We start from the raw sequence: 21,242 nt of genomic DNA on the forward strand, positions 1-21,242 counted from the left end.
ATAGGCTGCCACCCAACCCTCAGAGGACGCATGAATTCATTAACTTCAACGCCCGATCGTCCCCGATCGACGGCATCGTATCTGTCAGTAATTGTGCCATCCTGCTGTAGTTGTGCTGAGTTTTTACCTTCCGATCGTACTCCAGCAGTGGGGCTTTGCCTGCTCCATGCGACGCGGGTTCTGTCCCACGATAAAGCTTGCTCTCAGTACGACTGGGACGATCGATTGGAGCCGATTGGTGATGATGACGAATTTTAATCACTAAATTCTTAGCACTTCTTTCCGAGCACTTGTCAGATAGGCACTGTCTATTTTGTGACCCATTATTAATTGACGATTCATCCACTGGTTGATCCACGATGACCATCATTTCTACTTGTCCGTCAACTTCCGCTTCGCCGTTTCCTCCCCATCTTCGCGCTGAGGTGATTCCTATGTTTAAGAAAGCTACGAAAACCAAATCTCGCTTGCGGCTAGCCTTAATTGGCCCCTCTGGATCGGGCAAAACCTATTCGGCGTTGGCGATCGCTGCCCATTTAGGTCGTGTCTCTGGCGATGGAAGCAAGCCCCGTATTGCCGTGATTGACTCGGAGCACGGCTCGGCCAGCAAATATGCTGACTTGTTTGAGTTTGACACCTGCGAACTGACGAGTTTTCATCCTCAAAACTACATCAGCGCTATTCGTGCCGCCTCTGACTACGATGTTTTGATTATTGATTCCCTGTCTCATGCCTGGATGGGCAAAGATGGAACCCTGGAACAGGTCGATCGCGTAGCGAAACGGCTACACTACAACAACACCTTTGCCGCTTGGCGCGATGTTACTCCCTTACACAACCAACTGGTGGAGACTATGCTGGCTTGTCCCAATCACCTAATTGTCACCATGCGCAGCAAGACGGAATATGTTATTGAAACCAACGACAAGGGCAAGTCGGCTCCGCGTAAGGTTGGCTTGGCTCCCATTCAGCGAGATGGCTTGGAGTACGAGTTTGATGTGTGTGGCGAATTGAACTTAGATAATGAACTAATCATTTCGAAGTCTCGCTGCTCAGCATTATCTGGTCAAGTGATTGTTAAACCCGGTGAACAGTTCGCCTCGGTTCTGAAAGATTGGCTCAACGACGGGGCCCCCGCTCCAAAGCACATTGATCGCGATTTCTTACTGGCTCAAACGGAACAGGAGATGGCACGGTTGGGCTGGAGTGCAAAGGATGGCAAATCACATCTAGAGCAGACCTACGGCAAGAAGAGTCGTCATTTTCTTACCGACGAAGAGTTGATCGAATTTTCCGCCTATCTTCAAGCTCAACCTGATGCCATGCTGCAATTAGATTTGGCTGATGTGAACGGTCGATAATCCCCTTCGTCCCCAGCCCTGCTCCTACGCCTGAGAGAAGGGAGCCAATCTGCTTCTAGCTCCTCCTGTCCCAGGTTAAGGAAAGGAGGGTTGGGGAGGTGAGGGACAGGTAAAGGAATTGCCCCCACTAAAGCTGATTGCGCAGTTCTCGCACAATTTCCTGAGTCAGGTTTCTTGAGCAAACCGATGTAAAGTAGGCATCTTGCCCGCCTAGTCAATAAAGCAGAACGATCGCACAGACATGTAGTGCACTACCTTTATGATGAATGGCAGAGGAGGTGATGATACGCTTCGATCGTTTGGTAAGCGATCGCCTGCCAACTGTAGTGCTGAGTCGCATAAGCTTTGGCATTTTCACCCCGCCGTCGGCGCTCATGGACATCTTGCAAGGCCAGACGCAGTTGATGAGCGAGGGCTGGAATTTGGCACGGGCTAATCCATCCCGCTTGGGCTTGCTCGATCGCAGACCAGATATGCACCTGATCAGAAATTACTACCGGAACTCCCGCCGCCATTGCTTCTGCCACTGCAATTCCAAAGTTCTCGTAGTAGGACGGCAACACAAACACATCGGCGGCTTGTAATAGCGCAGCTTTGGCGTCCCCTGTGACAAATCCGGGCATTCTCGTGCAGTGAGCAAGCGGAGAGGTTTGAATACGATCGCGAATGCGCTGCTCATAGGCGGGATCTTGAGGGTTAGCGCCTGCCAGAACGAAGCGAAACTTCAGCCCAGACTGTAAAAGATCTTCCAAAGCTGGCAGTAACAAGTCCAATCCTTTTTTGGGGTCAAGGCGCGACATAAACAAGATCGTTGGTGTTTCTGATGGTGATGAAAGTGCCCAGGCAGGTTCCGGTTGAAACGGTGAAACCCCCAGTGGAATCACCAAGTCGCGAGTGATAACCCCAAATCGTTCAGAAATCTTGGCCTCTTGCTCGCTGGTAAAATGAACAGCAGCAGCATGAGCCAGATTAGCACGTTCAAACAACGCCGCATAAAGCTGTTTACCTCGGCGTTTTTTTTGTAAATCGGCTGGATCGAGAGTACCTAGGGGTCGCAGGATGTAAGGCAGGTGTTGCAACCGGGCCACGGTAGCTGACAAGGTACTAACTGGAGAAAACAGGGCGTGAATGTGGGCAATATCAAACTCCTGAGCATGGATTGCTAGCCACTGCAATAGATCGATCGAGAATTTGTAGCGATGAAAAGGAGCACAGCGAAAATAGCGAATGTGATATCCGTCCTGTTCAACGGGACGATCGAGCGGCACCGTCAAGGGGGGTTGGCCAGCATCACCGTTGGCATCGGTGGTTAGGACGGTTACATCTTCGCCCCAAGCTGCTAAGCCTTGAGATAATCCCAATACCATCTGGCTAGGACCACCATAGACAAGCGCGATTGAGGGAACAATTTGAAGAATTTTCAAAGACATGAAGAATTAACTTTAGTGTGAATAAATTTAGGACGTTTAATTTAAGACTTTTGATCGGTAGTCAGTAGGAATAACAAATTTAGTAAACGCTTGCTTGGTCAAGCATTATTCTTCCCACAGACAGAGGCAACGACAACAGTCAGCCCAATGACGTAATACAGCTTACATCCGACCTGTCTACGGGAAGATGCACAGCGCTAGAGGAATCTTTACAGTTCTAGTAAATCTATAAAGGAGAAAAGTTATGAATTATCGCAGAATTGAAGACATTAACCCAAATTATCGCGATAGTTTTTCTGGCCGTGAGATTAAGGGGCTACCCGTGGTATCAGATTTGACAGCAGGAATGCTGACGGATGACACGCGCGAACGAATTGGTACTGTTAAGGATGTATTGGTTGATCAGCAAGGTAGTATTCAATACTTTGTAGTCGATCTAGGAGCGGCACCGACAGGTCGCCAAGTGCTACTACCCGCTGAACAAGCTCGGTTTGATGCTAAGAGCGATCGGGTATATGCTGCTGGAATGACCAAGGAACAAGCGGAGATGTTACCGGCGTTTAATGAAAGCGTTCTGCTTTAACTAGCTGTTCCTAGCAGTTCAAAACAGTTTCTATTTAGAATTCCTACCTGAAACCTAAACGTTTGAGGTAGGATTTTAGCTTTATGAACATTAATCATCGTGTTTCAGCAACTCTTGATAGAAAGTAAACTGCTGCTGAGCAATCGCTCGATTGGTGTAGTATTTCATCGCACGTTGATATCCTCGCTTTGAAAGCTCGATCGCCAGTTCCGGTTGATGCATGAGCGTTAGGAGGGAATCTCGGAGAGCCGTCACTTGCCCTTCGGGGAAGACCAATCCGGTATCGGTAATCACATGGGGAATTTCCCCCGAATCTGAGCCAATGACCGGTACTTGGCAGGCCATCGCTTCAATTAGCACGTGTCCAAATTGTTCCTTCCAGCCAACAGAGGTGAGTGTCTTAAATTGATAGGTTGTTTGAGAAGGCAATACCAATGTGCTCATTAAATTGATGTAGTTGGGTACGGTGTCATGGGGTACACTTTCTATCCAAATTAAGCGATCGGAGATGCCCAATGCCGTCGCTTTTTCCACCAAGGCGTCTTTTAAGGGTCCACGTCCCAATAGCAGCCACTTCCAAGGGCGATCGCTGTGGTGTTGCAACTCACCCAAAGCATCACAAAGCGTTAGTAACCCTTTTTCTTCTACAAATCGCCCTACAAATCCGATGACAAAATCATGGGGTTGAATGCCAAGCTGAGCGGCTAGTTCTGGCTGTGATTGTGGACGAAAGCAACGCTCATCGACTCCCAACTGCGGCAGAACTTGAATTGGCCCGCCATAGCCACGCTGACGCAATATATCTGATCCATCTTGGTTGCCTGTAATAATGCCATGGGTTTGACGCAAGTTGTACGTCTCTAATAGAGAAACTGGAAATTGTAGTGTGTAGGGCAAATTCCACCAAGTGAAGAAGATATTTTTGGCCTTGAGTCCCAGTAATCGATTGAACGTAATTAGTTCTGCATAGCCCAGCGATTTTGAGCCTTGTTCAACTTGAATAATCTGTGGACGAAATTGACGCAATAGGGGGAAAAGCTCAGTTCCAAACGCAAGCAATCCTTGGTTGTTATAGCTAAAGTTGGTCACTGGAACAACGCGCAACGATCCATCTTGCCAACCGTGCGATTCGATTGCATCCTTTTGCACGCCACCAGGTTGCCAGTATTTGGGAACGACAATCGTGACTTCAATATCAGACCCTAAGGTTGTCATCGCCCGATACTTTTCGCAATTTAGATCGACAATATAAGTATGACTGGCAATGAGAATTTTCATGGTAATACTTTTATAAACTCAAAATAGAGCCGAGTAAAACGCAAAGATAACTTATAGAATTAACGATGGGATGTTTGGGATGATATGAGTCTGTCCAACTGTGTATATTGCTGACCATCATTCCATATCGATCGAATTAACGTGTTCAGGGCTGCAAAAAATCCGATCGTGTAGAACAGGGCGCGAGTCAAGATTTTGATGGGAGAACCACTTTTATAGCATGGAGGATGTCCCAACACATGACAGTCAAATAGTTTGGCGCAAAGACGAGCCAGTTGAAAGGGAGTAAGGTTTTTCAACGCCATCAAAAAATGATTGTGATAGAACGTCACTTGATACTGAAGCGATCGAGTGCTGATGTCGTGACAGCCTCCGGTTTCTTCGCCGAGGTGAATTAAGTTCGCATCTGGGTCGTACCAAATTTTCAAACCCGTTCGTCGCAGTCGCAAACAAAAGTCAGATTCTTCACGCACTGCACTGCCGCAAAACCGCTCGTCAAACCAAATGCCATGCTGCTCAAAAATCTCTCGCCGGAATGACATATTGCAGCCACGCGCTGTTAACACTTGCTGGGGTTTGGTTGTATGTACCAAGTCAATGTGATACCAAGCAATTCCAGGGTTCATAGCCTCTGGTGGTAAATAATCAATTTGTAGCCCAGGAATGGCATCGGCTAGTTTCATGCGATCGAACACCCGCCCAGCTACGGCACCTATGTCAGGACGATCGATGTAGTTTCGGGCATGAGCACTGAGAAACCCAGGTGGTAATTGCACATCGTCATCTAAAAACAGCACCACATCTCCCTTTGCCCGCCGCACTCCATAGTTGCGAGCACCTGGTAAACTAGCCCAACTGACTCGAAACAGACGGATGCGTTCTTCTCTCTCTAGCTGATCGAGATAGCGTTGAGTGGCAGGTTCATGGGTAATTGTTTGATCAATCACCAGCACTTCATAGGGATAATAGTCTTGCTGAAGCACATTCGCGATCGTATCCCGTAGCACTTCATCACGACCGTATGTTGGAATAATAATTGAAACAAAGATTACCATGATAGGTTGATTTTGAATGAGTAGCTGAATAGTTAATTTGTTTACACTATCGTTTCTTCTTTCTTTTCTGTTTTCTTTTCTTCTTATTGAATTTTCCTTTACTTTTGGATTTTTCCTCGACTTGTGGCTCTAGTTTAGCTAATCGTTCTATTTCTGGTAATTTCAAAATTACGCCTGCAAAAAACCAGTAATATACGGCGACCGGATCAACATCAAGTGGATAGTAATAGGTGTTGTAACTAATAAACAGCACAAATAGCCACAGCGATGCTCCGTAGCTACGAAGATTACGATCGCGCAACGATCGATAGGTTTTAAATGTCACATGGGTCAGAACCGTAACAACGCTCAGAAACGCTAATACACCAATAGGACCAATTTCATATAGCAGCTTGGGGTAGTAGGTTTCTACCAATTCAGTTCGTCCTAAAGCCCGCGCAGAGTTCGTTGCACGTCCAACCCCATGCCCTAAAATGTTGTATCCCTGCATAGCCCAGCCAAACTGACCAAAGATAAATTGATAGGGTGGTGATGCATTCCAACGGCTGATAAAACTATCAATGCGCTCTTGCACCGTCTCCGGATTTTTTAGAGCAGCCGCACTGAGAATTATGCCTAACCCTACCACGATCGGAATAAAGCGTTTGAGGTTGGTAACTTGTCCAGTAAATACCAACAACAGCGCAGCGATCGACGGAACCAACGCTAGAGCAATGCGCTGCCCCGAAATCACAGCTAAAACAAAAACGGCTCCTAGAGACAGCAAGCCCATCAGACGCCACAGTGGTTTAGGATCACTGAAGGCAGAAGCGAAGGTGAGAAAAGCCCCTGAAATGAGAAACCATCCCCATTGCCACGGAGCCACAAACGTACCAGGTAGACGAATTACTCCTTGCTGCGGACTGTACAGCAGCGCTCCACCCACAAAACATCGAGCCTGCAAAGATGCCTTGAATAGATCACTACCAGATTCAAACCGAGTTCCCGGACAAACTCCTGTCAGTAGCATTAGATACTGAACGAATGCTAATCCACAAGCAACTAGAAATAAAACCGATGTTAATCGAACTAGAAACAATAAATCTTTTTGATTGCGAATGAGATAGTAGGAACAAATAATCAGAGGAGCATAGCCAATCAACACTTTTAATCCCAAAATCCCCATTGCGATTGGCTGTTCACCCGGTGTTCCAAAAAACTGCTGGAATCCATTCACGAACAAAATGGTGAAACTACAGGAGGTTAATAAGAAAACCAAGGGTGTAGTTAGTTGCTTAGGGATAAGAATCGGTAATCGCTCGCGTTGGCACCGTTGCGCTAACCCAATCAAAGCAGGTAGATAAAACCCATCTTTTGCGAGTTGCAATAGGGGACTGTTGCCAATCGCGTAGGTAATTGTGCCACCAAAGGGAACATAGAGAAAAAAGCCCCACATAGCATAGCGGGGATACTTGAAGGAAAGTGCTAGCACCAAAATGCCAATCCCACCTGCTGCGGCTGCTTTAATGCCACCGATGAATCCTAGCAAGAATCCCACAAATACCGCAATGAATACCACGGCCGTAGTAAAGCGAATCATCTCCTTTCGAAGGCGATCGGCTTTGCGTTTTTGGGTCATGCGCTCCTTCAAGCTCAGCGATGACTCTGGGCTGGATGGAACGGTCGATTCAGTCGCTAGCTGCTCCGATCGAGATCTTGTGTTTAGCAGCATCCTGTTGATGGCAGATAATGACTGGAAGTTCACACCAGTCTTTCCACTTCTAGTTATTCCCCATCGCTGTTAAGACTTAACAGACAGCCGCAGATTTGTTGCAAGATGCAGAAGGAATCGGAAGCTATTTTGGCTCGGTTCCACCTATATGAAAACCGCTGTGGTAACGTTGAGAACTTGGTTGGTGGCTCGAAATAGTGAGTCAAGAGTGTTCGTGGCTTAACCAATAAAACCGCTGCTTGCCTACTACACTACATAGTATTTAGCGATAATACTGGCCGATTTCTCAAGGGTTTTCAAGGTTTTATTAAACCCCTAACTGTTGATGATTATTAGCGATCGGGTATGTAAACCTTTTTTCAACGTGGAGAAAAGAACATGGACATTACAACAACTATGAATTGGGAAACCCTACTCGACCTCCTACTTGGAATTGGACTGAGTGCGGCGGCTGGTTTTCGAGTATTTGTGCCGTTGCTGGTGATGAGTGCGGCTGCGGTTTTGGGACATTTCGACTTGCCAGCTGATTTTGATTGGATCGAGACCGATCAAGCCCTAATTGTGTTTGCCATAGCTAGTTTGGTAGAAATTGTGGGATACTACGTCCCGTTTTTAGATGTTTTGTTAGATACGATCGCCACACCTGCGGCGATTATTGCCGGAACCCTGATTACCGCGTCTCTGGCTTCGGATTTAAATCCCTTCTTACAGTGGACAGTCGCTATTATTGCAGGAGGTGGCACGGCTGGATTAACCAAAGGAACCACGGCTGTTATTCGCGTGATTGCAACGGCTGTGTTTGCAGGGTTGTCTAATCCAATAATTGCTACGATCGAATTAGCTTTGGCGATTCTCTTGACCGTATTAGCGATTACCGTTCCAGTACTGACAAGCGTTTTACTAGTAACTGGATTTGTGATTGCTGTACAGCGAATTCGCAAATTCTTTCGTCGAGAAGCTCCTCCAACCTCTCCAGATGTGGTTGCATAGGAGAACAGAAGAGGAGTCTATATTTTGGAAACCCTACTCAGTTTACTGCTTGGAATTAGTTTAAGTGCCGCCTGCGGCTTCAGAATATTTGTGCCATTTTTGGTGATGAGTATTGCCGCACTCAGTGGACACCTTACCCTCGATTCAGGTTTTGCCTGGATTGGTAGCCCCGCCGCTCTGCTGATGTTTGCGATCGCGACAGTCTTGGAAGTAGGAGGCTATTATATTCCTTGGTTGGATGAAATTCTTGACGTAATTGCCACTCCCACTGCGGTTGTTGCTGGAACCTTGACCACCGCCTCTACTATTACCGAGATGAGTCCCATGCTTCAGTGGACGTTGGCGATCGTGGCTGGTGGCGGAGCAGCGAGTATTATTCAGGGCTTAACAGATATAACGCGGCTGACATCTTCCCTGTCTACTGGGGGAGTGGCCAACCCTTTGCTGGCCACCATGGAACTGATTACCTCAACGTTGCTGTCAATCATGGCAATTGCCCTACCGCTGTTTACAGGCGTGATTGTGATCGGCGTATTGGTTTTCGCAGCCCAAAAGCTTTGGATATTCTTCAGACGCCGATCGCTCTCTAAAGCCAGGAATAACCACTCACTGGAATAATTACCCACAAATCAACCATCTCATGCTTCGATCCTTTTTGTTTCACCTCACTCAAACAGCAATTGCCAACCATCGCGAACAAATATAACAATCTCTAAACTGAGTCGAAAAAGGGCTTGACTTCTTTGGAATCTATAGTACATTAGTTCTAGGTTCGATTGTACTACGTCAATCACCTCTAACTACCCCAAAGTATCATGTCACAACAATTGCACCTGTTCTCCAGTCAATCTTCCTCAGCCGATTCCCCCGAACTTTCCGGCTCTATTTTGGATCAAACTCGTCAACTCTTCCACCATCAAGGTTCTAACGCCGAATTAATTCAGCGGATTCAATCTGTCATTAAAGTCATCGATGAGCGCTGTGCTACACCTGTCACGAAATAGCCGCGCTTGCTTGAGAGCAGATGTATCTATGAGGAAAACCTGTCAAGGGTGTCGCCCTTACCCTCAATGCTTCTTCCATAGAACGAGGAACTTCAATCTGGCTCTCCTTCTCCCCGCTTGGGAGCAAGGATGGGGGAATAAGGGTGAGACTGGCAACCGTGTCACGTCCCCTCTGTAAGAGCATCGGACTCTCAACGTTCAAGTTTTCCTTCGCAAACCGACCTCTTGATCGATCGCTTCTTCATTGAGGCGATCGTTTTCTGTCATAAATCATAAATGGGTTCAACCGTCGGCTTACGTCAGATTCAGTTCCTATTGATTTGCCGATCGCAGTTCCTCCTGGAGCATCTCCTCATAAATTTCGGGAAGATAGCTGGTCATATCATTGGTTTCAATGCCATAGCCTAAGCTTGTCCAAGTGGGGGAAAGAATATACAGCACTTCATCTAATCGACCTGCTTGTAACAATTGAGATAGATCGGCTCCCCACGCAGACGGATCGCTCAGCCAACGATAAACCACTTCATCTTGATACTGCGGCTCAAAGCTGTAATCTTGCCAAAAGAAAAACATTGGACTATTGGGGTGATAAAGCTGGGCTTGCCGCATCCAGGTTGTTGTCAGCATTTGATAGCGACCAGCCGCCGTAGTACAGTCTCCCCGATTGGGGCCTGCCACGATCGTGACGCACTTATCTGGATGGCGACTCAAATCATAAATGTGTTCACCGCCGTAGAGTAGAGAATAGGGACGGGTGCTATTGGACTCGCTCGCCGAAATGGTTCGCATCAATGCCCGAATATAAGGATCACCTCCCTTCATCACCAGGGGGGCAGGAGTTTGATTCCACACAGGATCGACAAAGGGTTTGAAACGAAATCGCCCCTCTTGAAACCAACTGATCGTCGCCCAAACTAAGACGGCGATCGTGATACTCCACCAAAATTGTGAAGAATTGCGGGTCATTCGCTCAGTTCGATCGGTTGTGCGAGATTCATTAATGTTAGGAGTCACAGCGCAGCTAATCAGAACAACGGCAAGAGCATCGATCAAGCTGACCCATGCGATTTTCTCTCATTCATAATAGTGCGCCTAGAGAAATTAAGCTTAAAGTCGTTGAATCGATCGCGGATTCGCCAAGCTAGCAACCTAGAACAGAACGCCCCCAGTTGAAGCAAGAGACAGGGTTCGACCGCGTTCACTACATCAATAGTCTTGTGCGGTTGAGCGCAGCCGAATCAATGCCTCCCGTTAGCTCAACTCTAGACCAAATCAGCAAATACTTCTCGCACGGCCGGATGAACCAGCTTGTGGTCTGCAACGTTTAATCCTTTGGCCAGCGATGGATCAGCATCTAATGCTTTGAGACCTTGGTTTGCTAATTTGAGCACATAGGGAAAGGTGCTGTTGTTTAAAGCTTGTGTAGCCGTCCAAGGCACAGCCCCCGGCATATTAGGAACACCATAGTGGACAACACCTGCCTCGACATAGGTAGGATGCGTATGAGATGTAGGATGCAGCGTTTCAATGCAGCCTCCTTGATCAACGGCCACGTCTACAATGACAGAACCCGATCGCATTTTTGCCACAAACTCGCGAGACACCAGTGTAGGAGCTTTACGACCCGGCACAAGAACTGCACCAATCAGGAGATCGGCGTCAGGAACGACTCGCTCTATTTGAGCGGCATTGCTATATAACAGTTCTACCCGCGAACCAAACAAGGTCTCTAAGTAAGCAAGACGCTCCAAATTAATGTCTAGAATTTGCACCTGTGCGCCCAACCCCACCGCCATCTTAGCTGCTTCTGTTCCCACCACACCACCGCCCAAGATGACAACGCGCCCAGGACTGACCCCTGGAACCCCGCCCAACAGAACCCCACGTCCTCCTTGTTGCCGTTCTAAATACCGTGCCCCAAACTGTACTGAGAGCCGGCCAGCAATAATACTCATTGGGGTCAACAGTGGCAGGCTATGGTTTGGTAATTCTACTGTTTCGTAGGCGATCGCCGTTACTCCCGCCTGAATCAGATGTTCTGTTAAGGGGCGTGCGGCAGCTAAATGCAGGTAAGTAAATAAAATTTGTCCTTTTTGAATCAAGGGAAATTCGGGCGGCAGAGGTTCCTTCACCTTGACTACCATGTCGCGATTCCAAGCATCTTTTGCCTCGGCTACAATCTTGGCACCTGCTTGAAGATAGTCCTCATTGGTAAACCCGGCCCCCAGTCCAGCGTCGGTCTCCACAAACACCATGTGCCCACTGTCGCACAATCCTCGCACACTGCTGGGGCTTAACCCAACCCGAAACTCTTGATCCTTTGTCTCCTTTGGCACACCAATTTCCATTACTTCCTCTACTTGCCAGATCAAACAATGAACAAACCCTGGCTCTACCTCTAGCTTAATTCGACGAATTCAATTAGGTGGTAGTGAGTTCATCTTTTCGAGAGCACTGCAACTTTTGTTGCAACTCCGCAGTAGTTCACCCGTTAATCTCAAAAGAATTCCCGGATGTTTTTTCCAGGTCTATCCCCTATTCTGGTTGTCTCATTAGATTAAGCGATCGAACTCACTATGGAACTGCTAGAGTACCAAGCCAAAGAACTATTTCGCCAGATGGGAATTCCGGTTCTTCCATCTCAGCGTATTTATCAACCCAGAGATTTACGCAGTCTCACAGTTCCGTATCCGATCGCGCTGAAATCGCAAGTACACACCAGTAGGCGCGGAAAAGCAGGCGGCATTCGCTTTGTGGAAAATACGATTGACGCCATGGCTGTTGCCCAGACGATTTTTCACCTACCGATCCAGGGCAATTACCCAGAGCTATTGCTAGCTGAAGCTAAATATGATGCCGAACACGAGTTTTACCTGGCTGTTGTTCTAGATAGCTCTAGCCGACGCCCAGTACTACTTGGTTCTCAGTATGGCGGCGAGGATGTCGAGGCTCACCTAGATCAAATGCAACAGGTAATTGTAGAGCGCGAATTTTCTCCATTTTATGCGCGGCGATTGGCACTCAAGATGGGGGTAGAGGGGACTCTGATTCAGTCGGTCAGCGCTATTGTTGAGAAAATGTACACGCTATTTATTCACTACGATCTCGATCTTATCGAGATTAACCCACTGGGAATCAATGTCACGGGTGACTTAATGGCCCTCGATGGTAAAGTCACCATCAACGATGCCGCGTTGGGGCGACATACCGGGTTGGGGCAATTATTTCCTAGCTTGTTAAGCCAGTCCTCCCTGCAAACACCCAGTGGAGGGCTGAATCGAGTAGAACTAGAGGGCAATATTGGAGTGTTATGTAATGGGGCGGGTTTAGCCATGGCTACCCTAGATTTAATTCATCAAGCCAAGGGCAAACCGGCTGGGTTTGTTGATGTAGGAGGAGAGTATCGGCAAAGCGGGTCGAGGCTGTCGTTGCAAGAAAGCCTGCAACACGGACTCGATTGGATTCAACAGGTTCCTGAAGTGACTGTGATCTTGATCAATTTAATTGGCAGTACCTTTTCTTGCTTGGAAGTTGCCAATGCGATCGCCGACAGTTGGAACACTCGGGTGTTTGCCAATGGTTCTTTGGTGGCTTCCCCGCAGTTGGTAGTGCGGTTGGTCGGTGACGATTTTGCCTTAGCCCAAGCACACCTATCTTCGCTGCATGTGCCTGTTTTCGATCGCCTAGATGATGCCATTGCCTATGCCATTAAACTAACGATTTGATGGTGATTCAATCTTCTACAACACGCCTAACTCTGCCATGATGAATTTTTCCTCCAACAGCAACGTGCTGATTCAGGGTATCACCGACCCTTTGGGACGGATCTATGCACCTCGGATGCAGAAGTATGGCACCCGAATTGTGGCAGGGGTAGATCCGGGACAAGGCGGACAAATCATCCAAGGCATTGCAGTCTATGACATGGTAGAGCAAGCCATAGCCCAAGTTGGCACAATCGACATTACTGTTTTGTTCGTTCCGCCTTACGCGGTTTTGGATGCTGCGTTGGAGGCAATAACCGCAGGAATTCGGCAACTGGTTATTATCACCGAAGGAGTGCCTCCCCTCGACATGGTGCATCTGCTGCGACAGGCCGAAGCCACCGAGACATTGGTCATTGGCCCCAATGCCCCTGGACTAATTATTCCAGGTCAATTGTTGCTGGGTATTCATCCCCCCTTGTTCTATCAACCCGGCTCAGTAGGCATTGTCAGCCGCAGCAGCACCTTAACCTATGAAATTGCTTGGGAACTTACGCAAGCGGGGCTGGGGCAATCGATGGTGATTGGCATTGGCAGCGATCGGATTGTAGGATCGTCGTTTCAGCAATGGTTGCAAATTTTAGAAGAAGACGATCGTACAGAAGTCATTGTGTTAATCGGGGAAATTGGCGGTGACAGTGAAGAAATGGCGGCTCAATATGTGTCAGAAGTAATTGACAAACCAGTAGTCGCCTACTTAGCTGGCCGAACCGCCCCCAAAGGCCAATCCATGGGGCATGCTGGAGCGATTATTGCCTCCTTGATTGCCGATATGGGCACCGACATTGGCACCGCCGAAAGCAAATTGGCGGCATTTAAGCAAGCTAAAATTCCTGTGGTTAACCGTCCTTCGCAAGTGCCAGATTGGATAAAAAAGGTGAGCAACAAAATCAATAAAGGCTAAATGCAGGCTGAATGAATGCTATCTATTGGGGCGTGCCCACAGCCACAGCTACTGCAACTGACGCAACGCCAAGGCGCTAAACAGTACAGCCGCTAACCCCAAGCGATACCAGACAAAAATCCAGTTGCTATGCCGCTGTAAATAGCGTAATAGCCATGCGATCGACAGATAGGAAAAAATAAACGTGGAAACAATGCCAACCAACAGCACAATTAAATTGTCTGCATTTCCCATGGCCTTGGTAGATTGATAAAGCGTCGCAATCGTCAACGTAGGAATACCCAGCAAAAATGAGAAGCGGGCTGCCGTTTGACGTTCTAAGCCCAAAAATAAGGCAGTGGTTAAGGTTGATCCCGATCGTGATGCACCCGGTAGCAAGGCAATCATTTGCCCCAAGCCCACCAAAAACCCATCCCGAATGGTCAACGCATCAAATTTTCGCGTGCGCGTTCCAATCAGTTCAGCCACTGCTAACAACAGAGACATCACCAGAGACATGGTGGCAATAACCAAGGTACTTTCGGGCAGCACGTCCCTCACCAAAAAACCAACGACTAACGCCGGAAGCGTGCCAACCGCAATCCCTACCAAGATTTTCCATTCTTCCCGTTTCCAATCTTGTTGACGTAACGCCGTCCAACCACCGCTCAACAGTTGCCTGATGTCAGACCAGAAATACATCAGCACAGCAACAACACTACCAAACTGAATGGCATCGACAAAATATTTTTGTCCTACTAAATCCGTCCAACCGAAGGCTTTTGTGAAAACCAGCAGATGCGCCGTACTGCTGATCGGCAAAAACTCGGTAATTCCCTGGACAATGCCCAGCACGATGGCCCGGAATAAGTCTTGAATGATAGTCACGTCAACACCTAATTGCTTTGGACACTAACAGCTAGCTGTCAATACTAGCTGACGACCTGTTACTAACCGTTCTCTACAGTAAAAGTTCAACCTACAGCTTAGGAGGTCAGTCGAAATACCGCCCAATCTTTGAGCCGCTCTTTAGAAAACTTTTATAGTTGGTTGACTATGGCCAGATTTCTCTGTCTGAATTATATTTCCTTGCCTACAGCCACTTTCCGATCGCACAATAGCTGATCAGAAATGCCCCCCTAGGGCATTTATCTATGCTATGTTAAAAAAATTGAAGTAAATTCTTAGAAAACCGTTGTCTTCCTTAACGCCTTTTCCAAAAGAAGTTTATTCCGAGCCGTTGGGTGCACCGCTTGAAGACTTGCCTACCGTACCAGCAATCTGGGGTTGGATGCGGCTTCACTGGCTGTTTTTCCTGGTCGCTGCCTTTTTAGTCTCTGTTCCGGTCGTTGCTCAGGCCGCGTTAGTGCGATCGTTTCCCTGGTTGAGCCTTGGTTTAACCACCGGATGGCTGTGGCTGAGTCAATCGTTGCGATCGCGGCACGCAACCCATCTGTGGGGCGATTTACTGTTGGGGTTCAGTTGGACATGGTTGGCGGGTTCAATTTATTGGGGATGGCTGCGTTGGGAACCATTTTGGCACCTGCCCATCGAGGCGATCGGGCTGCCGTTCGCGATGTTCAGTCTCAGCCGAGGATTGGACAAGATCGGTAATTGGTTTTATCTAGGATCGCTGTTCGGTACAGCTGTAACCGACTTGTATTTTTACTTAGTAGATTTAATTCCGCATTGGCGGCAAATCATGCTTACCGATCCCAGCTTGGTGCAACCGATTTTCCAGAGTGCCCTGACTCGCGTAGAGACGCCGTGGGGCATTAGCTGCGCAATTAGCCTAGCTCTGCTGCTGTTGGTAACTGGCTGTTGGCCGCTGCGGTCTTCCCATGTGCACGGGTGGGCGTTTAGTGGTGCTGTTCTCAGTACGGTGTTAGTGGATGGATTATTTTGGTTGGCTGCCAAACTGTCCTAGATGCAGAATGTCCTTCGTCCTTCGTAGCAGTTTCAGGGCAACTGAGGATATGATCAAGGTCAACCCAGACGCATGACAAGAACCATTCCACTCCACCCTAGCCATCCTCTCTGAGGTTGTTGCTGTATCAATTAGTTGGGCTGAGTTGCTAAGCTAATTTTAGGAAAAGTTAATGGTTCACGCGGAGTTCAGGTCGAGCAGAAGCTTTCTATAATTCTGTGGTTACGAACCTGCGTCCGCTCACATTGGGTGCGTTGGGTGCATGATAATCAGGAAACATCTATGGTTGCTTAGCCTGTGGTGACTGCACAATCCACTCCTCAATTGATACTGAGAACTGAGTCGGGTAGTCGTTATCTTTCTCTGATTGGCGGCAATTGCTGGACTGTTGGCCGAGGAGATGATAACAATTTTGTTTTACCCGATCGCTGGATCTCCCGAAACCACGCGATGCTGCAACGCATGGAGACTGGAGAATATTACCTCATTGATCTGGGTAGTCGAAATGGTTCCTTCGTAAATGGTCGTCGAGTGAGTGTGCCTGTGACCCTCCAAAACGGCGATCAATTGACATTTGGACAAACAGAGCTAGAGTTTTTTGCTCCCAATGTCGAGCAGGTGCCAGACAATCTCAGCAGCGATTCACAAGAATTTACTGCTACTGCTACGCTGCATGTACGCCGATTAATTTCAGTCTTGGTGGTAGATATTCGTAACTTTACGGGAATGACGCGCCAAATCGATGAAAAAATTCTGTCTGAAGTGATTGGGACTTGGTTTCGCTGCGCTGGTGACATCATCCGCGAGTATGGCAGTTGGGTTGATAAATACATTGGCGATGCGGTCATGGCCGTTTGGATTCATGGAGCACAGGGGGTAAGTCCTAAAGAAATGATTTGTATTATGCGTGCGCTTAATGCTCTCCAAAAGATGACAAGTCGCTTACATGAACGCTATCCGTTGCCTTTTCCCCTACAGATTGGAGCCGGATTAAATACGGGATATGCCATGGTCGGTAATACGGGCACGGGCGATCGCCCTGACTATACGGCATTGGGGGATACGGTGAATGCGGCTTTTCGTTTAGAGTCTTGCACCAAGCAAATTGGGATGGATGTCGCGCTAGGAGAAACGACCTACGAATATTTGACAAAGTCTGGAATAGACGATCGCTTGTTTCAACAGCAAACAGTGAGTTTAAAGGGATACGATACTCCTACAATCACTTATGCAGGCACGTTTGACGATTTGGAAGGATTTCTGACATTGGTCAAAGAAAGTGAAGGTTAAGTTCTACCAATCATGATTCACTTGACTACGTAGGGAAACTCAACAAAGACAAGAAAATAAAAAGATAAAAAATAGAGGACAGTTCAAGATTGTCCCCTACTGAGCAAATTGAGCAATTAAGATAACAGGCAGAAGCAACTAAGCCGTCTCAGCCACTGTATAGACACTGACTTTCTTACGACCTTTGCCTTTGCGCTCAAATGTGACAACGCCATCAATGAGGGCAAATAGGGTATCATCACTGCCGCGTCCAACATTGTTACCTGGATGAATTTTTGTACCGCGTTGCCGCACCAAGATATTGCCTGCTTTTACAACCTCACCGCCATAGCGCTTCACGCCAAGACGCTGAGCATTAGAGTCCCGTCCGTTTCGAGTGCTACCCGTGCCTTTCTTGTGAGCCATTGTCGTCTCCTTTATCCGTCAAGCTGATTTATCCACCAAGCCACTAAGTCTTTAGATTTTATCTCTATTCTTCCGTTGCTTCATCGTCGGCTGTTGGCGCTACCGACTCTGTAGCAGGGGCAGAAGAGTCTGTGGATGCAGTCGATGCAGCAATCAAATTACCATTCACAGAAATAGAGTTAATCATCACTCGAGTGAGTTCTTGCCGATGGCCTTGCTTCTTGCGGGTCTTTTTCTTAGGACGCATTTTATAGACGATGATTTTACGTCCTCGCAAGTGGCTTAATACCGTTGCTTCCACGGTTGCGCCCTCTATCAAGGGTTGACCCACGTGAGACTCACCATCGTTGTCAATGAATAAGACCCGATCGATGGTCACAGCATCTTCTTCTTCAACTGCCAATCGCTCTATATCATAAAAGCGACCGGGTTCAACTCGTAACTGCTTGCCACCCGTTTCAATAATCGCGTATGCCATATCAATATGCCTCGATCGCCGTACAGGTAGTTGGACAGCCTTGAGCCACGAGCATCTAAACAGAGGAAAAAGTTCTGCCTAGTCCTGCTCCTTACCACTCAAAACCGTTCATGCCTTTGAAGACCTGATCCGAGCGGGGTAAATGGTCAGAGATTCATTGTCGCGAATAATTAGGGAAAGTGTCAACTATATGAAACCAGACTTGGTTATTCAATCGAGCCATGGCCTCGAACACCCCTTCACTGTGGCTTCACAGGAGGCAGCGTTGAAGGTAGTCCTCGTTCCTCTAGAGGGATTTGATGATTAGAAAGCTCACTGACATAAATTCCAGCAGTGAGCTACAGCTTCATCGTATCTTGATTTACTAGAAAAGAATAAAAAGTCTCATGCCGTCGAATTGACAAAGGAGGCTAATAAATTGGTCAATAAATCAGTCAATTGTATCAATCACCTAAGTCAACTATTGATACAGGGTGATTGGTTTGACTGCTCATCGAATCTTCTGCATCTTATCTATTTTGAGGTATTCCCATGAGACCAGACTATGTCCTGATTGTTGGACAAGGTCGTTCTGGAACAAATTGGTTGCTTGATCTGTTGGATTTAAGTACTCAAACCTATTGCCGGAATGAAGCAAATAAGTTGCCTCCGTCACCATTGACCGAGTTACCATCCGCCACTGTTCGTAACACCTTGGAACCAGAGTTTGCGCAAGCGTGGGATAGTGCCATTGCGGCGGCGGCAATGCGGATGGGCGATCGCGATCGATTGAATTTAGAACATAAATTTTATATCCATCAGCCTCGTGTTCCAGGGGGGCTGTTTTTATTAGCAGGCAGGCAACGACGACAATGGTTAACAAGCCTAAATCCAGAATTTCGGCAATTAGATTGGGCAGTTCCCAGTTGGTTACTAGATTTACAAAAACTAAAGCAGGCACTTCCAGTTTTTAAATTAAATCAAGTTCCAGGTTGGGCAAGTTGGGTATTACAAAACCGACCTAACGTTCTAGTGATTCACATTGTGAGGCATCCTGGCGGATTTTTGCATTCTTGGAAAAGCCGCTATTCTAAAACTCAAGATCCTGAACAGTTAAAACAAGATAATCATCAACGCCTGCACCGGGTTGCAGAATTTGATACCCATTGGCGCTCCTTACTCAATCACATCGACATCATGACCGTTGATGAATCGGAGTTGTGGTACTGGCGATATACTAGCGAAACGATCGATTCAACTGGGGCTGGACGTTCAAATTATGTGCGTGTCATCTACGAAGACTTAGTGAGCGATCCAGTGGCGGTGACAAAGCTACTCTATCAAAAATGTCAATTACCTTGGACAGATGAGATTGAACAAAAGGTGGTGCAAGGGTCATCTCAGTCTAGTTCAATTGCAAGTACCTGGCAAAGTAAGCTAAGCGCTGATCAATTGGACGCAATTAAGCGGGTTGTAGACGGTAGCTTTGTGTGCCATTGGTGGGAAAACTACGACCATCTACGATTGCTATCAGTTGTCTAAATTATTGACACAATATCTTGTTGTGTCTTGTTGTGTGGATAGTGGTGTCGCTTCAATCCATTGAAAAGCACGGGGCAAGGTTCGATCGATGATCGGGCCTTGTTTTTCTGTGGCATCTGCTCAACCAACCTTCAACCAAAGCGGATGAAGAAACAAGCCGATACCTATTCAGAATCACACTACAAAACTTCCGGCCTCGCCTTGAATCGCTTGCCAACTGCGAGCATCGTAATAGAGATCTTCTAGAGTAATACTGTATAAAGCTTCCTTGAGTTTTTGGTGCAACCGATACCAGACCGTATACGTTACCCAATCTTCGGCCTGGTCAGCCTCAGGAAAATGCTTTGGTAGCGGATCAATTGTTTCACCTACTGCTTCTAGAATTTGTCCGAGGGAAATTTGATTGGGCGCTTGAGCTAACCGATAACCACCTTGTGCACCTCGAATTGATTCAACTAATTTCGCTCGTCTCAATTCAATCAAAAGCTTCTCTAGATACGGTGCAGGCAGGTCTTGCCGTTGCGCGATCGCTTTTACAGAAGTAGGGCCATAGTTTGGTTGCAGGCTTAAATCCAGCAAGGCTTTTACACTGTAATGTCCACGAGTTGTTAATTTCATCGGTGCTTAGGGTACTAACCCCCGTTTAATTTTGGTTGGAGCGTTTCCTAGTAGTCTTCTAGCTGATTTTTGGTGCACTGGATCAATTGACTGGTTTGCATTTCAACGACCTTTCAATGACCTCTTATTTACTTGTCAATCCTTGAGCAACGATCGACTCGTTTGGAGTATCAAGAATTGAGCGATTTTCAGTAACGCTTTACCTGTGATCAAACTAACTTGATTGGCGGTGATTGATCAACCTTTCATGACAAACAGTCAACGATGACGCGGTAACCTAAACAGTGATCACATATCTTAGTTGCAAACAACTGCCTCTAAATGATTCTATTGATGGTGACAAAAAAGATGAAAAAAGTATAATTGTCGAGGTAGTATAAGCTTAAAGCTGAAATCAAGCAAAAGATAGACATCTTCGTAGCAATTATCAGCCGCTCAATACTCACAGATTTTCAGTGATTTACTTGATTCGATGATGACTAAGAAGAAGAAGAATGAACCCCTCACCGGTGATGCGCTTCTAGCTAAAGTGAAGGAGTTAGAGCATCTAAGCAAAGAAGAAAAAGCCAAAGAATGTGGTTACTATACCATCACAAAGGGAGGTGTAGAGCGTGTTAACATGATGAAGTTTTACAATGCCCTTCTCGAAGCGAAGGAAATTGAACTAGATGGTAAACAGTCAGGCAATGGTCGCGGCGGTAGAAGTGCCAGTTATCGGATCACCGTTCAAGCGAACGGCAACTTGTTAATTGGCGCTGCCTACACTAAGCAAATGGACTTGAAACCAGGAGATGAGTTTGAAATTTCCCTAGGGCGTAAGCACATTCGCCTCAGGCAACTGGATTCCGAAGAAGATACCGATTAGAAAACAACTCCGATCGAGAGGATACGTCGTTACCGAACCCAGTTAATATTTTCTAAACAGCTTTTGCTTTTTTCTAACG

At 47.1% G+C, this 21,242-nt stretch carries 22 protein-coding genes; 12 read left to right on the forward strand and 10 right to left on the reverse strand.

What is annotated here, in order from left to right; translation table 11 throughout:
• Positions 1-30 precede the first annotated feature (30 nt).
• Together OXH18_RS04540 and OXH18_RS04545 are read left to right on the forward strand one after the other, a co-directional pair.
• Complete coding sequence (locus OXH18_RS04540; protein WP_268611227.1) at positions 31-258, forward strand: hypothetical protein; 228 nt, start codon at positions 31-33, stop codon at positions 256-258.
• Positions 259-359: 101 nt separating this feature from the next.
• Positions 360-1,361: an ATP-binding protein gene (locus OXH18_RS04545; RefSeq protein WP_268611228.1), complete on the forward strand. Its 1,002-nt coding sequence runs from the start codon at positions 360-362 to the stop codon at positions 1,359-1,361.
• Positions 1,362-1,618: 257 nt separating this feature from the next.
• Here the strand turns inward: OXH18_RS04545 and hpsP are convergent, their stop codons facing one another.
• Positions 1,619-2,785 carry a hormogonium polysaccharide biosynthesis glycosyltransferase HpsP gene (gene hpsP / locus OXH18_RS04550; protein WP_315874671.1) on the reverse strand — a complete coding sequence of 389 codons (1,167 nt, stop codon included), beginning with the start codon at positions 2,783-2,785 and terminating at the stop codon, positions 1,619-1,621.
• A 250-nt stretch (positions 2,786-3,035) separates the two neighbouring features.
• Between hpsP and OXH18_RS04555 the strand changes: the two genes are divergently transcribed.
• Entirely contained in the window at positions 3,036-3,374 is a 339-nt protein-coding gene (locus OXH18_RS04555) for a PRC-barrel domain-containing protein (protein ID WP_268611230.1), read from the forward strand.
• Between the two features lie 90 nt (positions 3,375-3,464).
• Here OXH18_RS04555 and hpsO read toward each other — a convergent pair whose 3' ends face one another.
• The 3 genes from hpsO to hpsL are packed head-to-tail and all read right to left on the reverse strand — an operon-like array spanning position 3,465 to position 7,418.
• Positions 3,465-4,652 (reverse strand): hormogonium polysaccharide biosynthesis glycosyltransferase HpsO, encoded by a 1,188-nt coding sequence (gene hpsO, locus OXH18_RS04560; protein WP_268611231.1) that lies wholly within the window; start codon positions 4,650-4,652, stop codon positions 3,465-3,467.
• Between the two features lie 59 nt (positions 4,653-4,711).
• Positions 4,712-5,707: a hormogonium polysaccharide biosynthesis glycosyltransferase HpsN gene (gene hpsN / locus OXH18_RS04565; protein WP_268611232.1), complete on the reverse strand. Its 996-nt coding sequence runs from the start codon at positions 5,705-5,707 to the stop codon at positions 4,712-4,714.
• A gap of 46 nt (positions 5,708-5,753) precedes the next feature.
• Positions 5,754-7,418: a hormogonium polysaccharide biosynthesis protein HpsL gene (hpsL, locus tag OXH18_RS04570; protein ID WP_268611233.1), complete on the reverse strand. Its 1,665-nt coding sequence runs from the start codon at positions 7,416-7,418 to the stop codon at positions 5,754-5,756.
• 378 nt (positions 7,419-7,796) lie between these two features.
• On the opposite strand from hpsL, the gene OXH18_RS04575 reads away from it, so the two are divergent.
• The 3 genes from OXH18_RS04575 (at position 7,797) to OXH18_RS04585 (ending at position 9,412) form a co-directional block, all read left to right on the forward strand.
• Positions 7,797-8,408, forward strand: coding sequence for a DUF4126 domain-containing protein (locus tag OXH18_RS04575; protein WP_268611234.1), 612 nt, complete (start codon positions 7,797-7,799; stop codon positions 8,406-8,408).
• A gap of 24 nt (positions 8,409-8,432) precedes the next feature.
• Positions 8,433-9,026, forward strand: coding sequence for a DUF4126 domain-containing protein (locus OXH18_RS04580; protein WP_268611235.1), 594 nt, complete (start codon positions 8,433-8,435; stop codon positions 9,024-9,026).
• A 197-nt stretch (positions 9,027-9,223) separates the two neighbouring features.
• Positions 9,224-9,412, forward strand: a complete 189-nt coding sequence (locus OXH18_RS04585; protein ID WP_268611236.1) for a hypothetical protein — start codon at positions 9,224-9,226, stop codon at positions 9,410-9,412.
• Positions 9,413-9,724: 312 nt separating this feature from the next.
• Here the strand turns inward: OXH18_RS04585 and OXH18_RS04590 are convergent, their stop codons facing one another.
• Positions 9,725-10,378, reverse strand: coding sequence for a glycoside hydrolase family 24 protein (locus tag OXH18_RS04590; protein ID WP_390904376.1), 654 nt, complete (start codon positions 10,376-10,378; stop codon positions 9,725-9,727).
• Positions 10,379-10,674: 296 nt separating this feature from the next.
• Entirely contained in the window at positions 10,675-11,760 is a 1,086-nt protein-coding gene (gene ald, locus OXH18_RS04595; RefSeq protein WP_268611238.1) for an alanine dehydrogenase, read from the reverse strand.
• Positions 11,761-11,988: 228 nt separating this feature from the next.
• Here ald and OXH18_RS04600 point away from each other — a divergent pair, with 228 nt between their 5' ends.
• Positions 11,989-13,137 (forward strand): succinate--CoA ligase subunit beta, encoded by a 1,149-nt coding sequence (locus OXH18_RS04600; RefSeq protein WP_268611239.1) that lies wholly within the window; start codon positions 11,989-11,991, stop codon positions 13,135-13,137.
• Positions 13,138-13,177: 40 nt separating this feature from the next.
• Entirely contained in the window at positions 13,178-14,080 is a 903-nt protein-coding gene (locus tag OXH18_RS04605; protein ID WP_315874672.1) for a succinate--CoA ligase subunit alpha, read from the forward strand.
• A 48-nt stretch (positions 14,081-14,128) separates the two neighbouring features.
• Here the strand turns inward: OXH18_RS04605 and OXH18_RS04610 are convergent, their stop codons facing one another.
• On the reverse strand, positions 14,129-14,947 hold the full coding sequence (locus OXH18_RS04610; RefSeq protein WP_268611241.1) for an undecaprenyl-diphosphate phosphatase: 819 nt from the start codon (positions 14,945-14,947) through the stop codon (positions 14,129-14,131).
• A gap of 403 nt (positions 14,948-15,350) precedes the next feature.
• On the opposite strand from OXH18_RS04610, the gene OXH18_RS04615 reads away from it, so the two are divergent.
• A complete protein-coding gene (locus OXH18_RS04615; RefSeq protein ID WP_315874673.1) occupies positions 15,351-15,986 on the forward strand; it encodes a DUF3120 domain-containing protein in 636 nt (211 codons plus the stop codon).
• 297 nt (positions 15,987-16,283) lie between these two features.
• The gene (locus OXH18_RS04620; protein ID WP_268611243.1) at positions 16,284-17,276 is read left to right on the forward strand and encodes an adenylate/guanylate cyclase domain-containing protein; all 993 of its coding nucleotides are present in this window, start codon (positions 16,284-16,286) and stop codon (positions 17,274-17,276) included.
• Between the two features lie 138 nt (positions 17,277-17,414).
• Here the strand turns inward: OXH18_RS04620 and rpmA are convergent, their stop codons facing one another.
• Together rpmA and rplU are read right to left on the reverse strand one after the other, a co-directional pair.
• Complete coding sequence (gene rpmA, locus OXH18_RS04625; RefSeq protein WP_268611244.1) at positions 17,415-17,681, reverse strand: 50S ribosomal protein L27; 267 nt, start codon at positions 17,679-17,681, stop codon at positions 17,415-17,417.
• A gap of 64 nt (positions 17,682-17,745) precedes the next feature.
• On the reverse strand, positions 17,746-18,159 hold the full coding sequence (gene rplU, locus OXH18_RS04630; protein ID WP_268611245.1) for a 50S ribosomal protein L21: 414 nt from the start codon (positions 18,157-18,159) through the stop codon (positions 17,746-17,748).
• A gap of 531 nt (positions 18,160-18,690) precedes the next feature.
• Between rplU and OXH18_RS04635 the strand changes: the two genes are divergently transcribed.
• Positions 18,691-19,680 (forward strand): sulfotransferase, encoded by a 990-nt coding sequence (locus OXH18_RS04635; protein ID WP_268611246.1) that lies wholly within the window; start codon positions 18,691-18,693, stop codon positions 19,678-19,680.
• Between the two features lie 174 nt (positions 19,681-19,854).
• Here the strand turns inward: OXH18_RS04635 and OXH18_RS04640 are convergent, their stop codons facing one another.
• Entirely contained in the window at positions 19,855-20,298 is a 444-nt protein-coding gene (locus OXH18_RS04640) for an Rrf2 family transcriptional regulator (protein WP_268611247.1), read from the reverse strand.
• Between the two features lie 475 nt (positions 20,299-20,773).
• Between OXH18_RS04640 and OXH18_RS04645 the strand changes: the two genes are divergently transcribed.
• Positions 20,774-21,163, forward strand: a complete 390-nt coding sequence (locus tag OXH18_RS04645) for an AbrB family transcriptional regulator (RefSeq protein WP_268613124.1) — start codon at positions 20,774-20,776, stop codon at positions 21,161-21,163.
• Positions 21,164-21,242: the final 79 nt, after the last annotated feature.

The sequence above is a fragment of the Thermocoleostomius sinensis A174 genome, from assembly GCF_026802175.1.
GTDB lineage: Bacteria > Cyanobacteriota > Cyanobacteriia > Elainellales > Elainellaceae > Thermocoleostomius > Thermocoleostomius sinensis.

Excerpts from the sequence above, each read along its gene's own strand:
- OXH18_RS04645 (WP_268613124.1), top strand. The coding sequence starts at position 20,774 with ATGACTAAGAAGAAGAAGAATGAACCCCTCACCGGTGATGCGCTTCTA.
- rpmA (WP_268611244.1), bottom strand. The coding sequence starts at position 17,681 with ATGGCTCACAAGAAAGGCACGGGTAGCACTCGAAACGGACGGGACTCT.
- rplU (WP_268611245.1), bottom strand. The coding sequence starts at position 18,159 with ATGGCATACGCGATTATTGAAACGGGTGGCAAGCAGTTACGAGTTGAA.
- OXH18_RS04540 (WP_268611227.1), top strand. The coding sequence starts at position 31 with ATGAATTCATTAACTTCAACGCCCGATCGTCCCCGATCGACGGCATCG.
- hpsN (WP_268611232.1), bottom strand. The coding sequence starts at position 5,707 with ATGGTAATCTTTGTTTCAATTATTATTCCAACATACGGTCGTGATGAA.
- OXH18_RS04575 (WP_268611234.1), top strand. The coding sequence starts at position 7,797 with ATGGACATTACAACAACTATGAATTGGGAAACCCTACTCGACCTCCTA.
- OXH18_RS04545 (WP_268611228.1), top strand. The coding sequence starts at position 360 with ATGACCATCATTTCTACTTGTCCGTCAACTTCCGCTTCGCCGTTTCCT.
- hpsO (WP_268611231.1), bottom strand. The coding sequence starts at position 4,652 with ATGAAAATTCTCATTGCCAGTCATACTTATATTGTCGATCTAAATTGC.
- OXH18_RS04640 (WP_268611247.1), bottom strand. The coding sequence starts at position 20,298 with ATGAAATTAACAACTCGTGGACATTACAGTGTAAAAGCCTTGCTGGAT.
- OXH18_RS04615 (WP_315874673.1), top strand. The coding sequence starts at position 15,351 with ATGCGGCTTCACTGGCTGTTTTTCCTGGTCGCTGCCTTTTTAGTCTCT.
- OXH18_RS04585 (WP_268611236.1), top strand. The coding sequence starts at position 9,224 with ATGTCACAACAATTGCACCTGTTCTCCAGTCAATCTTCCTCAGCCGAT.
- OXH18_RS04600 (WP_268611239.1), top strand. The coding sequence starts at position 11,989 with ATGGAACTGCTAGAGTACCAAGCCAAAGAACTATTTCGCCAGATGGGA.
- ald (WP_268611238.1), bottom strand. The coding sequence starts at position 11,760 with ATGGAAATTGGTGTGCCAAAGGAGACAAAGGATCAAGAGTTTCGGGTT.
- hpsL (WP_268611233.1), bottom strand. The coding sequence starts at position 7,418 with ATGCTGCTAAACACAAGATCTCGATCGGAGCAGCTAGCGACTGAATCG.
- OXH18_RS04555 (WP_268611230.1), top strand. The coding sequence starts at position 3,036 with ATGAATTATCGCAGAATTGAAGACATTAACCCAAATTATCGCGATAGT.
- OXH18_RS04605 (WP_315874672.1), top strand. The coding sequence starts at position 13,178 with ATGAATTTTTCCTCCAACAGCAACGTGCTGATTCAGGGTATCACCGAC.
- OXH18_RS04590 (WP_390904376.1), bottom strand. The coding sequence starts at position 10,378 with ATGACCCGCAATTCTTCACAATTTTGGTGGAGTATCACGATCGCCGTC.
- OXH18_RS04635 (WP_268611246.1), top strand. The coding sequence starts at position 18,691 with ATGAGACCAGACTATGTCCTGATTGTTGGACAAGGTCGTTCTGGAACA.